This is a genomic window from Brucella anthropi (genome assembly GCF_046630315.1).
Taxonomy (GTDB): Bacteria; Pseudomonadota; Alphaproteobacteria; order Rhizobiales; family Rhizobiaceae; genus Brucella; species Brucella anthropi_A.
In genome coordinates this window covers 179,868-192,699 of record NZ_LQBD01000001.1, presented here as the reverse complement: position 1 = coordinate 192,699, position 12,832 = coordinate 179,868, and the positions used below count along the sequence as shown (strand labels likewise).

The window sequence follows — 12,832 nt, the reverse complement described above, 5'->3', positions numbered from 1 at the left end:
CATGGCGGGGAAACAATGAACGGGGAGGAAAAACATGAAACCGATAAAGGACACCTGCCTGCGGGTTGCGGGCATGGCGCTCGGCCTTTGGGCCCTTGCCACAGCCGCGCAAGCCGCGCCGACCTGCGAAAACGGCCCGATCCAGCTTGGCGCCGTCTCGACAGTTACAGGCGTCGTGGATTTTTCGGACGCGCCGAAAGCGGCGGCGGCCGTCTTCAAGCAGCTGAACGATGCCGGCGGCATCAATGGCTGCAAGGTTGAATATTCCATTGCCGACGACAAGGGCGACCCGCAGGTGGCGGCACAAGCCGCCCGTGACCTGATCGACAACAAGTCCGTCGTGGCGCTGGCGGGCGGCGCAAGCCTGCTCGACTGCGCGGTCAATGCCGCCACCTATAACCGCAACGATGTGCTGGATGTGCAGGGCGTGGGGGTGGACCCGCTTTGCTTCAACGCGCCCAGCATCGCCCCGGTCAATGTCGGCCCCTACACGCTGACCACCGTCATGCTCGACTATGCGATGAAGAATCTCGGCGCGAAGAAGCTTTGCGCCTTCTTCCTCGTCATCGGCGGCACGCAGGAGGCCTATGCCAATGCCGTTTCCCGCTGGGAAGAAGCGAGCGGAAACAAGATCGCCCTCATCGACATGACGCTGCCCGCACAGGGCGACCTCACGCCCTATGTCATCAAGGCGCGCAATGCCGGTTGCGATGCGGTGCTGACCAATCAGGTCGAGCCGGGTGTCGTGCAATGGATCAAGACCGTCGACGCGCAGAAGGTGGAAGGCATCAACTGGCTGTTCCTCGCGCCCGGCTATACGGAAGGTGTGGCAAAGGCACTCGCCGACAGCAAGCAGCCCATCTATGTCGGCACGGAATGGGAACCCTATACCGAGGCCAGCGAGGCCAATGCCGACTGGATCAAGACGATGGACACGGCAGGGCTTGCCAAGACGGCCTTCTCGCAGGGCGGCTATCTGGCGGCGAAGGTGATGATCGACACGATTTCCGGCATTGACGGCGAAGTGACGCGCGAAGCCGTGACGGAAGCGCTGAAGCAAGGCAAGGAACTGCACTATCCGATGGCGGGCAGCCCCTATGTCTTCGGCGAAGCCAAGGCCCACTCGCCGATGCAGGCAACAAAGGTCATGCAGCTCGACGCGGGCAAATGGACGGTCAAGACCAATGACTGGTTCTCGCTTTCAAAAGCAGACTGACCCCTGTTTCACCGGGCGCACTGTGGCCGCCCGGTGAACATACGCAAATTTCTGGAGTGCCGGACATGAGCTCTCTCTTTTCTGCCGCCGTCGCCGGATTGTCGGCAGGCGGCGCCTACGCAATCCTTGGCGTGTGCGCCATCTTCACCTACAGGCTCGTAGCCGTGGTCAATTTCACCGGAGCCGCCATCGGGGCCATCGGCACATTCATCATGGTGGCGCTGGCCGAGGCGGGCGTGCCGCTGGCGCTTGCCGTGCTTCTCGGCGTTGCGGCGGGCGCGCTTGCGGGCATCCTCGTCGGGCTTGTGATGACCACGTGGTTTGCCAATGCCAACGCCTCGACCAAGGCCGCCGTCACGGCAGCACTTCTGGTCGGCATCATCGCCGTGGGCCTGCGCCTCACCGGCGGGCAGCACCCGCATTATTTCCCGGAAGTCATTTCCGGTTCGGCCTTCCGGCTGGCGGGCGTGGAAGTGACCTGGGCCGCGGTGCTGACGCTTGTGCTTTCCATCGCCTTTACGGTTCTCACCGAGCAATTCCTTGCGCGCACCCGCACCGGCCTGCAATTGCGCGCGCTGTCGCAAAGGCCCATGGCGGCTGAACTGATCGGCATCCGCGTGCGTCTTCTGGCGCTCGGCGTCTGGGCCGTCACCGGCGCGGTCACGGCCTTCGCGCTGATGGTGATCGCGCCGCTGCGCTCGCCGGATTTCGCGTCGCTCAGCCTTCTCGTCGTTCCGGCCCTTGCTGCGGCGCTGATCGGCGCCTTCTCAAGCTTTCGCGCGGCCCTTGCTGGCGGCGTGCTGATCGGCATTCTGGAAGGCGCGGTCAGCACCATCGATATCGTCAGCCAATATCGCAGCACCGTGCCTTTCTTCGTCATTCTTGCCGTCCTTCTGTGGTCGCAACGGGGAGCCCGCTGGGATGAAGCACGCTAGTTTCCGCGCCGCCCTCATTGCCCTCGCGCTTGCAGCGCTCGGCGCCGTGATCCTCCTGGGCTTTCCGAAATATTGGGTATTCCTGATAACGGCCGTGTTCATCGTGGGCATAGCGCTGCAAAGCCTCGGCCTTGTTGCGGGCCGCACCGGCATGATCTCGCTTTGCCAAATGTCCTTTGCGGGCGTCGGCGCCTGGGTCACGGGCTATCTCAACCTTATCGAAGCGCCGGGGGGCCTTGCCGTCTGGGTGCTGCTTGGCGGGCTTGCCGCCGTTCCGGTCGGCATTGCCATCGGCCTGCCCGCCCTTCGCCTGCGCGGGATCAATCTTGCCATCGTCACTTTGTCCTTTGCCGCCGCTTTCGATACGGTGCTGGCCACCATCACTTTCCCCGGCCAGACAAGCTTTACGCAAGTGGCAAGGCCCGATCTCTTCGCAAGCGACCGGGGTTATTTCCTCTTCGTCCTTCTCGCCTATGGCATTATCGCCGTGGTGCTGGAATTCATCAGCCATTCGCGGCTTGGCGCCTCGTGGCTGGCGGTGCGCCATTCCGAACGCGCCGCAGCGGCAAACGGCATCAGCATCCCGCGCGCCAAGCTCAGCGCCTTTGCGATTTCCGCCTTTATTTCCGGCATATCCGGCGGCTTGCTGGCGGGCTATCTCGGCACATTGGTCGCGGAAAATTTTTCCATGATGCAATCGCTGGCGCTCTTTGCCGTGGCAACCATGGCGGGCGCACATTTCACCCTCGGCGCGCTTATAGGCGGCGTGCTGATCGTGCTGTTTCCAGAACTTCTGCGCCGCCTCAATCTTCCGCAGGATATCGGAAACGTCTTTTTCGCCTTGGGTGCGGTGCAAGCCCTGTCGAGTGGCGAAACCATTGCGGAAAGCTGGACACGGCTTGCCGGGAAACTGTTCCCGCGGCGCGCCGAACGGGCCATATCCGCAGCACAAGCACTCACCAATTCCCCGCCAGCCATCGGCGAAGGCACGGTGCTTGAAGTCCGCGATCTTACGGTGCGCTATGGTGCGGTGACGGCCTTGAACAAGGTCAGCCTCACAGTGTCAGCCGGTACGGTTATGGGCCTCGTCGGGCCGAACGGAGCGGGCAAATCGACATTGGTGGACGCCATTGCCGGGTTCCTGCCGCGTTATGACGGCACGGTTCTTCTGCATGGAAAGCCGCTTGAGGCGCTTTCGGCAACGGCGCGGGCCAAGGCCGGCATTCGCCGCACCTGGCAGACAACACGCATCGCGCCGGAATTGCGGGTCGGCGACTATATTCGCCTTGCCGCCGGTTCCATAGGACAGACGGAGCTGGAAAGCCTGCTTGGCTGGTTCGGTTGTCCGCCGCCCGAGACGCCGATCGCGTCCGTCGATGCGGGCACGCGCCGCCTGCTGGATGTTGCAGGCGCCGTCGCCTCGCGCGCGCCGGTGATCCTGCTCGATGAACCAGCCGCCGGCATTTCCTATGACGAAGCCTTGAAGCTGGGCGAGCGGATCGCCGCCATCCCCGCCACCTTCGGCAGCGCCGTCCTGCTGATCGAGCATGACATGGATCTCGTGCGGCGGGCCTGCACGGCCATTACCGTGTTCGATTTCGGGCAGGTGATCGCTTCGGGCGAACCGGCGGAGGTGCTGGACATGCCGGAAGTACAGAAAGCCTATATGGGCGTTGATTTCGAGGAGGCCGCCGAATGACGATATTCTCCGTCAAGGCGCTGCAAGTGGACCGTGCCAGCATTCCCGTCATTCGCGGCGTGGACGTGGAGGTCAGGAGCGGCGAGATCAGCGTGCTTCTGGGCTCCAACGGCGCGGGCAAGACCACCTTTCTGGAAAGTCTTTCCGGCATCATCCCGGCGCGTGCGGGAACAATCCGTCTGGACGAAACCGAACTTGCCAGATTGCGGCCTGGCGCGCGCACAAAGGCGGGGCTGAGCCATGTCGAGCAGGGCCGAACGGTTTTCCCGGACATGACGACCGACGAGAATATCCGCGTCGCGCTTCACCCCGATGCCGATCCGGGCGAGGCCTATGGCCTCTTCCCGGAACTTTTGCAACGGCGCGACGTGAAGGCGGGCATGTTGTCGGGCGGCGAGCAGCAGATGGTTGTCATCGCCCGATCGATCGTCAACCGGCCCAAAGTGATGCTGATCGACGAGATGTCGTCGGGGCTTGCCCCCGTCATCGTCAGTCGGCTGATGCGCGCCGTGCGGCAACTGGCCGATAATGGCATGGCGATCGTGCTGGTCGAGCAGTTCGCCGCGCTGGCGCTTTCCATCGGAAACCGCGCCTATGTGCTGCGCCGCGGCCAGATTGTCTATGATGGCGGCAGCGAGGCGCTGGCGCGCGATCCCGCCCGCCTTCACCAGCTCTATCTGGGAGATGCCGCCGCCATTTAACCGTTAGGGCGGTTCCGGCTAAAGCGGAATCACTGGAACCGCAAAATGCCCTGGCGCATCAGGCAAGGCGTCCGTACTGGCGCAACACCTCGCGGAGACGGTCATGATCGATGGCCTGGACCAGAAGCCGGTCATGGGGCGTCCCGCCCATATCCTCGGCGGCGATCATCGCATTGACCACCGCTTCCTCCACGCTGTCCACCGCCGCGAGATAGAACGGATCGAGCGGTTCGTCATTGACGAGCTCGACCTCAAGGAAAGGCGCGGCGCGGTGCTGCATGGGGCGCTCGTTGGCAGTGGAAAAGGCGAGGAATATATCGCCGGAATTGTTTCCGCCCGGCGTGCCGTTGCGCCCGATGCCGATGGAAGCACGGCGCGCCAGCCGCTTCAACTGGTGCGGCATCAGGGGAAGGTCCGTCGCAAGGACGACGATGATCGAGCCGCGCTCCTGCAACTGGCTTTGCGGCGTGCCGTCGCGCATATGCTGCCCGACCGGAACCCCGGCAATTGTCAGCCAGTCGCGCTGGCCATGATTGGCCTGCACCAGCGCGCCGATGGTGAAGCTTCGCCCGCCGAACTCGACCACGCGCGAAGCCGTTCCCGTACCGCCCTTGAAACCGTAGGTGATCATCCCCGTGCCGCCGCCGCAATTGCCCTCCTGCACCGGGCCGGACGACACATTTTCAAGGGCGGCGCGAACATCCGCCTCGGTCACGGGCAGGCCGTTGATATCGTTCAGCACGCCGTCATAGGTTTCGGCTATTACCGGCATGATCCACAGGAAATCATCGGTCTGGTAGGTCGAGGCATAACGCTCCGTCATCCAGCGCACGGTGGCATGATGCGCCATTCCGACGCCGTGCGTATTGGTGATGACGACCGGCCCGAGAAAATAGCCGCCATCCTCGATCCAGTGGGTGCCGGTCATTTCGCCATTGCCGTTGAAGCGGTGTACCCCCGCATAGACGGGAACCGGCACATCGGACCTCATATGCGGCAGGATGGCGGTGACGCCGGTGCGCACCGGGCGCTTGCGGCCCGGCCGCGGCTCATTCTCGATGATGGTGCGGAACCCGACGCCCACACCGGCAACATCGGTGATGGCATTGTGCGGGCCGGTGCGGCCGGTGAAAGGCAAGCCGATATCGCGGCCACGGGGTTTGCGGGTCGTTGTCTGTACGGTCATGTTATTTCTGCCGGGAGCGAAGATAGAGGCCGAGAGAGGCCACGAGGAAGGAGAATGTCAGCATCATCACCGCAATCGCGTTGATTTCCGGTTTGATGCCGCGCCGGAGCATGGCGAAGATGAACATCGGCAGGGTGGTGACATCCACGCCTGCGATAAAATAGGTTATGACGAGATCATCCATCGAGATGATGAAGGCAAGCAGCGCGCCGCCCAATATGCCGGGCATGAGCTGCGGCAGCACAACCTTTCGGAAGGTCATCCATTCATTCGCGCCAAGATCGGCGGATGCATGTTCCAACGTCCGATCCATGCCCGCCAGGCGCGCTGAAACCACGATGAAGACATAGGAAATCAGGAAGGTGCACTGGCCCACGATAATGGTCGTGAGCCCCAGGTGAATGCCCGCATTGACGAAGAAGATGAGGAGCGCGATGCCGAGCACGATATCCGGCATCAGCATCGGCATGAAAAGCGCCACCTGATAGAAACGTTTGCCCAGAAAATTATAGCGATGCATGGCAATCGCCAGCGCCGTGCCCATCACGGTCGAGATGATTGTGGTGGAGGCGGCAATTTTCAGGCTGTTGAACACGGCGGCGACAAGCTGGCTGGTCGATTCTATATAGAGCGCGCTTTCGGACACGCCGGTCTTGAAGCCGAGAACCTGCGCATACCATTCCGCCGTGAAGCCGCTCCACACCATCATGTTCACGGGATTGGCATTGAACGAATAGACGGCAATGAGCACCAGCGGAATATAGATGAAGGCGAAGAACAGGGCGGTATAGGCTGTCAGCCCGCCATTGAAGAGAGAACGCAAAGTTTTCATGGTTGTCGCCTCCCTTTAGCGTGCGCGGGCTTCGGCCGCGTTGCGCCGGTTGGTCAAAAGCACATAGATGAGCAGCAGAACCAGCATGACCGCCATGACCATCATCGCCAGCGCGGAGCCGAACGGCCAGTTGCGGGCGGCGAGGAACTGCCCCTCGATCAGATTGCCAAGCATCATCACCTTTGCCCCGCCGAGCACGGCCGGCACGACGAAATTGCCAAGCGCGGGAATGAAGACAATCACCGAACCGGCAAAAATGCCGGGCGCGGTCAAGGGCAGCACGACGCGGAAGAATGTGCGCACCGGCCCCGCGCCGAGATCAAGCGAAGCCTGCACCAGCCGCCAGTCCAGTTTCTCGATGCTGGCATAGACCGGCATGAACATGAATGGCAGGAACACATAGACCATGCCAAGCACGATGGCGCCATCCGTATAGATCATGTCGAGAGGGCGCGTGATCGCACCGATCGACAGGAGCGTTTCATTGATGAGGCCGGTGGGACGCAGGATCATCACCCAGACGAACAGCCGCACGATCAAGCTGGAAAAGAACGGCAGGGTAATGAGAAAAAGGCAGAAGTTCTTCCATCGGTCGGGCAATCGGCTGATATGAAACGCCGCCGGATAGCAGACCAGAAGCGACGCCACGACAGTCACCGCCGCGATTTTCAGCGAGCGGTAGAAGATCGCGATATAGATCGGGTCATATTCCTCGAACGCCGGATCGGCGAAGCCCAGAATACGCCCGAAATTATGCGGATAGAATTCCCATTCCACCCCGCCATAGAGGCCGGGCGCAAGAAAGCTCGTCACCACCATGATGCCGAGCGGTACGGCAAAAAAGACGAGCAGGAACAGCGTGGCAGGCCCAAGAAGCATGGAAAGCTGCAAGCGCTGGCGAGCGGCGGGGGTCATTGCGCGCCCTCCCCGTCACACAGAAGATGGACGCTTGCGGGATCATAATACCAGCGCGCCGCATGGCCCGGCTGAAGGGCCGCCACCGCCGCCTTCTCGCTTGCGGGTATCTGCGCCATCAGCTTGCGGCCCGAGGCCGTGCGCCCGAAAAGCTCGAAAGACGCCCCCACGAAAACGATCTGGTCCAGCGTGACCTCCAGCGAAGGGGAACCCTGCTCCCGCGCCGCAAGGGAAAAGCTTTCAGGACGCAGAAGCGCCGTGCCGCGCGCCCTTGCCGTCTCGCCGCCGGTACGGCTTAGAACCGTGCCGTCATCCAGCACGAAACCGCCCGCCTCATCCCTGCCGTCCAGCAGATTGCTGGCGCCGACAAAATTGGCGACAAAGGCATTGACCGGCCTGTCATAGATCGTGCGCGGCGTATCGAGCTGCTGGATGCGGCCATTGTTCAGCACCGCCACGCGGTCCGACATGGTGAGCGCTTCCTGCTGGTCGTGCGTGACGAAGATGAAGGTGATGCCGAGTTCGTTCTGAAGCGTTTTCAGCTCAAGCTGCATCGCCTCGCGCAAATTCTTGTCCAGCGCCGACAAGGGCTCGTCCAGGAGCAGGACCTTGGGCCGCGCGACAATCGCGCGCGCCAGCGCCACGCGCTGCTGTTGCCCGCCGGACAATTGCCGCGGCAGCCGCGCCTCCATGCCGGAGAGGCCAACCATCTGCAAGACGGCCCGCACCCGCTCGGTGCGCTCGGCCTTGCCGATGCCCGCCACTTCCAGCGCATAGCCCGCATTCTGGCCAACGGTCATATGCGGAAACAGCGCATAATTCTGGAAAACCGTATTCACCGGCCGCCGGTAGGGCGGACGGTCGGTCATATCGATACCGTCGATCTCGATGCGCCCCGCATCCAGTTCCACAAAACCGCTGATGACCTGAAGCAAGGTGGTCTTGCCGCAGCCCGAAGGGCCGAGCAAGGTGATGAATTCATTGCGCCCGATATCCAGATCGATGCCATCCAGCGCCCTGACCTCGCCGCCCTCCGGACTGGCAAAGGTCTTGGCGGCTGACATCAGCCGCACAATCGCATCCCGCATGTGTCGTTCCCCAAAATGTTATCAAATTAACGCTTGCGTGATTTAGGTATGTTGATATCATTTTTTCGTACAAGTCAACGCCTCGAAGGATCGGTCTTCCATCGTGCCGGAGCTTTTGCAAAGCCTGGGGATGCGTGGGGTTCTGCGGGGGAAAATATGACAAGGGGAACCAAAATGACGATCTTCAAGGGCGCCCTCCGGCGTCTCGGCCTCGTTGCGCTTACCGTTCTTGCCCTACCTGCAAGTGCGGCCCTCGCGGACGAACTGAACATCTACAACTGGGGCGAATATATCAATCCCGCCGTCCTGAAGAAGTTTGAGGAAGAGACCAAGATCAAGGTCAATCTCTCGACCTATTCCTCCAACGAGGAAATGCTGGCGAAGATTCAGGGCGGCGCCAGCGGCTACGACATTGTTTTCCCGTCGGTGCATATGCACGACATCATGTCCAAGCTGGATCTTCTAGAAAAGACCGATATCAACACCTATGACGGGTTCAAGAACATCGATCCGCAATTCCTGCGCGCCAAAAGCGACCCGAAGGGCGAATATTGCCTGCCCTATGCTTTCGGCACGGTGGGCATTCTCTACAACCGCCGGGTGCTCGGCAAGGATGTGGCGGGCTGGAAGGACCTGCTTGCGACGGTGAAGGAGAAGAACCTGAAAATCACCCTTCTGGACGACATGCGCGAAGTGCTGGGCCTTGGCCTCATCCTGAACGGCCATTCGGTCAATTCCACCGACCCGGCAGAATTGCAGCAGTCCGCCGACACGGTGATTGCGATGAAACCCTATGTCGCCGCCTTCACCTATGATTCACGCCCCATGGTGGGTGCTGGCGATGTGGCGGCCGCGCATTTCTTCGTCGGCAGCATGATCGACGTTTTCGGCAATCCCAAGGACCTTGGCTATGTCATCCCGGAAGAAGGCGCGACCATGTATCAGGAAGACATGTGCGTGCTGAAATCAGCGCCGAACAAGGAAAACGCCGTCAAGTTCATGCAGTTTTACACACGCCCGGAAATCGCGGCGCTCAATGTCGCGCAACAGACCAACGGCACGCCCAATGTGCCTGCCCGCCAGTTGACGCCCGACAACATCAAGAACAGCAAGGAAATCAACCCGACCGACGAAACCATGAAGCGGCTTCAGATTTTCGACGATCTCGGCTCTGGCATCCGCCAGCTCGACCGGGTCTGGACAAAAGTGAAAACAGCACAATAATACCGGGGCGCTACGATGCTAACGCTATCCACGCCCTGAAAATGCTCAATCGCCGCACGGGCTTGACCACGTTTCGATGAAACAAGCTCATTGAAACGTGGTCAAGCTGTCATGCAGGCCCGTCCGCGGCATCGCGGGCGGGCTGGCAGGAGAACAGGTTTGGCCAAAGACATTATTGCACGCCTGCAAAGCGCGGAAATGCGCAAATCCAAAGCCGATAAGCTGATTGCCCAATATATCGAGCGCAATCTTGCCGAGCTTCCTTTCGAGACGGCGAAATCCATCGCGGCCCGGCTTGGCATCTCGCAGATGACGGTCGGACGCTATCTGCGGCGGCTGGGCTTCGACGGGCTTGAGGAAATGAAAACCGCGCTGCGGCGCGGGCGTTCCAATCCCGCATGGGAGGTGAAAGGCCAGGTCGCGCGGCTTCAGCAGGATATCCGCGAGAACAAGCTGCTTGCGCGGCTGGTGCAGCAGCAGATCGACAATCTTGGTGTGGTCTACGACCTGACGACCCGCCCCGAATGGCAACAGACCATCGACGCCCTGATGAAAGCGAGCGAAGTCTATGTCGCCGCCTACCAGAATGTGCGCGGCATCGCGCAATATTTTGCCTCGCAGCTTTCCTATTCCCGCCCGCGGGTTTCCTTCATGGACGGGCTCAACGGCACCTATGCGGAAGTGCTGGACGGGTCGGTCGAAAATCGCGTGCTGTTCCTGCACGATGTCCGCCGCTTTGCCTCCAAGGCGCGGCCTCTCGCCATGGAAGCGCGCCGCGCCGGCGTGAAGGTCATTCTTCTCACCGACGAATTCTGCCCATGGGCGGAAGAGGTCGCCGACATCGCCCTGATCGTTCCGGGCTCCCATGGCCCGCTCTGGGATGGTGCAGCCACGATGACGGCAGTGATGGACCTGATGCTTTCCCATATCATCGTGCTGCTCGGCAACGCGGTGGACGAGCGCGTGCAAAACCTCACGCGGCTTCAAGATATGTTCGGGGATTTTGAAAGCTAGAGCATGTCTCCCGAAAGCGGGAACCGGTTTCGGGATAAAGACATGCGTAAAAACAATCAGTCAGAGCGGTTCCGGCTTTTCTGTCAAAACAGGAACCGCTCTGTCGCCTTCCGCACAGGATGCGGAAGGGAAGCCATCATCCGGTCACCACTTCCGGCAATGGCTTGTCCACGATCATGGCATGGTCGAGAACGCGCTGAAGATTGGCCGCGTGGCGGAAGCTCGGTTCCAGCTGCGTGCCATCGGCAACCGCGCGGGCAAACCGCTGATAGTTCGTCTCCACCGTTCCCGCATCGATATCGCGCCAGACCGGCGTTTCGATATCCTCGCCGATGGAACCGCGCAGGCTCGACCCGGTCGGCGTGTGCAGGATTTCAAGCGCCCCCTTGTCGCCATGGATGCGCAGGCGCAGCTCGTTCAGATGGCCTGTGGCCCAGCGGCTTGCATGGATGACGCCCAGCGCGCCATTGGCATATTCCGCCATCATGACGAAGCTGTCATTGGCATCCAGCACATATTCGCCGATATGGTTGTTCTCCGCCTTCTCGAAAGTCTTGAGACGCGCCGAAGCACGCTCCACATCGCTGCCGATGGCATAGCTGGCGAAGTCGAGAATATGGATGCCCACATCGCCCAGGACGCCGTTGGACCCGTGCCGGGTGGAAAGCCGCCAGAGCCATTTGCTCTCCGTCTTCCAGTCGCCCCAGCTTTTCGAGACCAGCCAGCTTTGCAGATAGGACGCCTCGAAATGGCGTACCTGGCCGATCTCGCCCGCCATCACCATCTCACGCGCCTTCTGCAAGGGCGCGACATTGCGATAGGTGAGGTTGACCATATTGACCACGCCCGCCTGCTCGGCGGCGTCGGCCATTTCGGCGGCTTTCTCGTAGCTTTCCGCAAGCGGCTTTTCGCAGAAGACATGCTTGCCCGCGCCAACCAGTGCCAGCGTGGTGGGGTGGTGGATAGCATCCGGCGTCACATTGGCGACCGCATCGAAGCGGTTCCACTCCAGCGCATCCTCAAGCCGCGTGAAGCGGTTGTGAATGTCGTGGTTTTCCGAAAACGCATCGACCCGCACCGCCGAAACATCGCACGCCGCCACGACCTCCACCCCCTCGATGGCCTTGAAGGCTTCGGCATGGTTTTTCGCCATGCCGCCTGTTCCAAGAATAAGAAGACGCATGATGCACCTCAGCGATAGCCGGCTTCACCGGCCTTGTGCAATTTCGGCCCGCGCTCCACGATCGGCTCCAGCGCCTTTTCGACGGGAACATTGGGCGCGGTGTGAATGCCGGTCCAGGCTGGCTGCGGATTATAGGCCCATTTGACCGCATTGCGCAGAACGGTCTGCACATTTGCGTCGTGATAGGTCGGGTAGGTCTCATGGCCGGGCCGGAAATAGAACACATTGCCCGCGCCGCGCCGCCAGGTCATGCCGGAGCGGAACACCTCCCCGCCTGCGAACCACGAGATGAAAACCGTTTCGAGCGGCTCGGGCACCGAAAACTGCTCGCCATACATTTCCTCGTTTTCGAGCACGAAATTCTCATCCAGCCCCTGCGCGATCGGGTGGCCGCGATTGACGACCCAGACGCGCTCGCGCTCGCCCGCCTCGCGCCATTTGAGCGCGCAGGGCGTGCCCATCAGGCGCTTGAAGATTTTGGAAAAATGGCCGGAATGGAGCACGATCAGCCCCATCCCCTCGAAGACGCGCTTTGCCACACGCTCCACCACCGCATCGGCGACCGCGCCGTGTTCCTTGTGGCCCCACCAGACCAGCACGTCCGTTTCGGCAAGGCGCTCTTCGGTCAGCCCATGTTCGGGTTCCTGAAGCGTGGCGGTGGCAGCCGCGATAGCGCTATCCCCATTCAGCGCCCCGGCAATGGTGTTGTGCATGCCGTCCGGATAGACCGAACGCACCGTTTCATTGATCTGCTCGTGGATGTTTTCACCCCAGACGATGGTACGAATAGGCACGAATATTCTCCTTGTTGAGGGCATTTCAGCCCGCGATCCATTTTG

12 protein-coding genes are annotated in these 12,832 nt (G+C 61.3%); 6 read left to right on the top strand and 6 right to left on the bottom strand.

Features of this window, described 5'->3' with window-relative positions; translation table 11 throughout:
- The first annotated feature begins 34 nt into the window (after positions 1-34).
- From AVM02_RS00835 to AVM02_RS00820, 4 genes are all read left to right on the top strand, one after another.
- Positions 35-1,216 carry an ABC transporter substrate-binding protein gene (locus AVM02_RS00835; RefSeq protein WP_411505127.1) on the top strand — a complete coding sequence of 394 codons (1,182 nt, stop codon included), beginning with the start codon at positions 35-37 and terminating at the stop codon, positions 1,214-1,216.
- A gap of 65 nt (positions 1,217-1,281) precedes the next feature.
- Positions 1,282-2,151: a branched-chain amino acid ABC transporter permease gene (locus AVM02_RS00830; RefSeq protein WP_411505126.1), complete on the top strand. Its 870-nt coding sequence runs from the start codon at positions 1,282-1,284 to the stop codon at positions 2,149-2,151.
- The gene (locus AVM02_RS00825) at positions 2,138-3,850 is read left to right on the top strand and encodes an ABC transporter permease subunit (protein WP_411505125.1); all 1,713 of its coding nucleotides are present in this window, start codon (positions 2,138-2,140) and stop codon (positions 3,848-3,850) included. Before AVM02_RS00830 ends, AVM02_RS00825 begins: the two co-directional genes overlap by 14 nt.
- Positions 3,847-4,551 carry an ABC transporter ATP-binding protein gene (locus AVM02_RS00820; protein WP_411505124.1) on the top strand — a complete coding sequence of 235 codons (705 nt, stop codon included), beginning with the start codon at positions 3,847-3,849 and terminating at the stop codon, positions 4,549-4,551. The genes AVM02_RS00825 and AVM02_RS00820 overlap by 4 nt, the downstream gene beginning before the upstream one ends.
- Positions 4,552-4,609: 58 nt before the next feature.
- On the opposite strand, the gene AVM02_RS00815 is transcribed toward AVM02_RS00820, so the two are convergent.
- Genes AVM02_RS00815 through AVM02_RS00800 form a run of 4 tightly spaced genes read right to left on the bottom strand, consistent with a single transcriptional unit; the run spans position 4,610 to position 8,572 of the window.
- Positions 4,610-5,737, bottom strand: coding sequence for a P1 family peptidase (locus AVM02_RS00815; protein ID WP_411505123.1), 1,128 nt, complete (start codon positions 5,735-5,737; stop codon positions 4,610-4,612).
- A gap of 1 nt (position 5,738) precedes the next feature.
- Positions 5,739-6,569 carry an ABC transporter permease gene (locus tag AVM02_RS00810; RefSeq protein WP_411505122.1) on the bottom strand — a complete coding sequence of 277 codons (831 nt, stop codon included), beginning with the start codon at positions 6,567-6,569 and terminating at the stop codon, positions 5,739-5,741.
- Between the two features lie 15 nt (positions 6,570-6,584).
- Positions 6,585-7,484: an ABC transporter permease gene (locus AVM02_RS00805; RefSeq protein WP_411505121.1), complete on the bottom strand. Its 900-nt coding sequence runs from the start codon at positions 7,482-7,484 to the stop codon at positions 6,585-6,587.
- On the bottom strand, positions 7,481-8,572 hold the full coding sequence (locus tag AVM02_RS00800) for an ABC transporter ATP-binding protein (RefSeq protein ID WP_411505120.1): 1,092 nt from the start codon (positions 8,570-8,572) through the stop codon (positions 7,481-7,483). Before AVM02_RS00800 ends, AVM02_RS00805 begins: the two co-directional genes overlap by 4 nt.
- Positions 8,573-8,746: 174 nt before the next feature.
- Between AVM02_RS00800 and AVM02_RS00795 the strand changes: the two genes are divergently transcribed.
- Complete coding sequence (locus AVM02_RS00795; RefSeq protein WP_411505119.1) at positions 8,747-9,796, top strand: spermidine/putrescine ABC transporter substrate-binding protein; 1,050 nt, start codon at positions 8,747-8,749, stop codon at positions 9,794-9,796.
- A 159-nt stretch (positions 9,797-9,955) separates the two neighbouring features.
- The gene (locus tag AVM02_RS00790) at positions 9,956-10,810 is read left to right on the top strand and encodes a MurR/RpiR family transcriptional regulator (RefSeq protein WP_411505118.1); all 855 of its coding nucleotides are present in this window, start codon (positions 9,956-9,958) and stop codon (positions 10,808-10,810) included.
- A 136-nt stretch (positions 10,811-10,946) separates the two neighbouring features.
- Here the strand turns inward: AVM02_RS00790 and AVM02_RS00785 are convergent, their stop codons facing one another.
- Together AVM02_RS00785 and AVM02_RS00780 are read right to left on the bottom strand one after the other, a co-directional pair.
- Positions 10,947-11,993: a Gfo/Idh/MocA family protein gene (locus tag AVM02_RS00785; protein WP_411505117.1), complete on the bottom strand. Its 1,047-nt coding sequence runs from the start codon at positions 11,991-11,993 to the stop codon at positions 10,947-10,949.
- 8 nt (positions 11,994-12,001) lie between these two features.
- The gene (locus AVM02_RS00780; RefSeq protein ID WP_411505116.1) at positions 12,002-12,787 is read right to left on the bottom strand and encodes a ThuA domain-containing protein; all 786 of its coding nucleotides are present in this window, start codon (positions 12,785-12,787) and stop codon (positions 12,002-12,004) included.
- Positions 12,788-12,832: the final 45 nt, after the last annotated feature.

Coding starts and splice junctions, on each gene's coding strand:
- AVM02_RS00805 (WP_411505121.1), bottom strand. CDS start 7,484: ATGACCCCCGCCGCTCGCCAGCGCTTGCAGCTTTCCATGCTTCTTGGG.
- AVM02_RS00825 (WP_411505125.1), top strand. CDS start 2,138: ATGAAGCACGCTAGTTTCCGCGCCGCCCTCATTGCCCTCGCGCTTGCA.
- AVM02_RS00835 (WP_411505127.1), top strand. CDS start 35: ATGAAACCGATAAAGGACACCTGCCTGCGGGTTGCGGGCATGGCGCTC.
- AVM02_RS00800 (WP_411505120.1), bottom strand. CDS start 8,572: ATGCGGGATGCGATTGTGCGGCTGATGTCAGCCGCCAAGACCTTTGCC.
- AVM02_RS00830 (WP_411505126.1), top strand. CDS start 1,282: ATGAGCTCTCTCTTTTCTGCCGCCGTCGCCGGATTGTCGGCAGGCGGC.
- AVM02_RS00820 (WP_411505124.1), top strand. CDS start 3,847: ATGACGATATTCTCCGTCAAGGCGCTGCAAGTGGACCGTGCCAGCATT.
- AVM02_RS00815 (WP_411505123.1), bottom strand. CDS start 5,737: ATGACCGTACAGACAACGACCCGCAAACCCCGTGGCCGCGATATCGGC.
- AVM02_RS00810 (WP_411505122.1), bottom strand. CDS start 6,569: ATGAAAACTTTGCGTTCTCTCTTCAATGGCGGGCTGACAGCCTATACC.
- AVM02_RS00795 (WP_411505119.1), top strand. CDS start 8,747: ATGACGATCTTCAAGGGCGCCCTCCGGCGTCTCGGCCTCGTTGCGCTT.
- AVM02_RS00785 (WP_411505117.1), bottom strand. CDS start 11,993: ATGCGTCTTCTTATTCTTGGAACAGGCGGCATGGCGAAAAACCATGCC.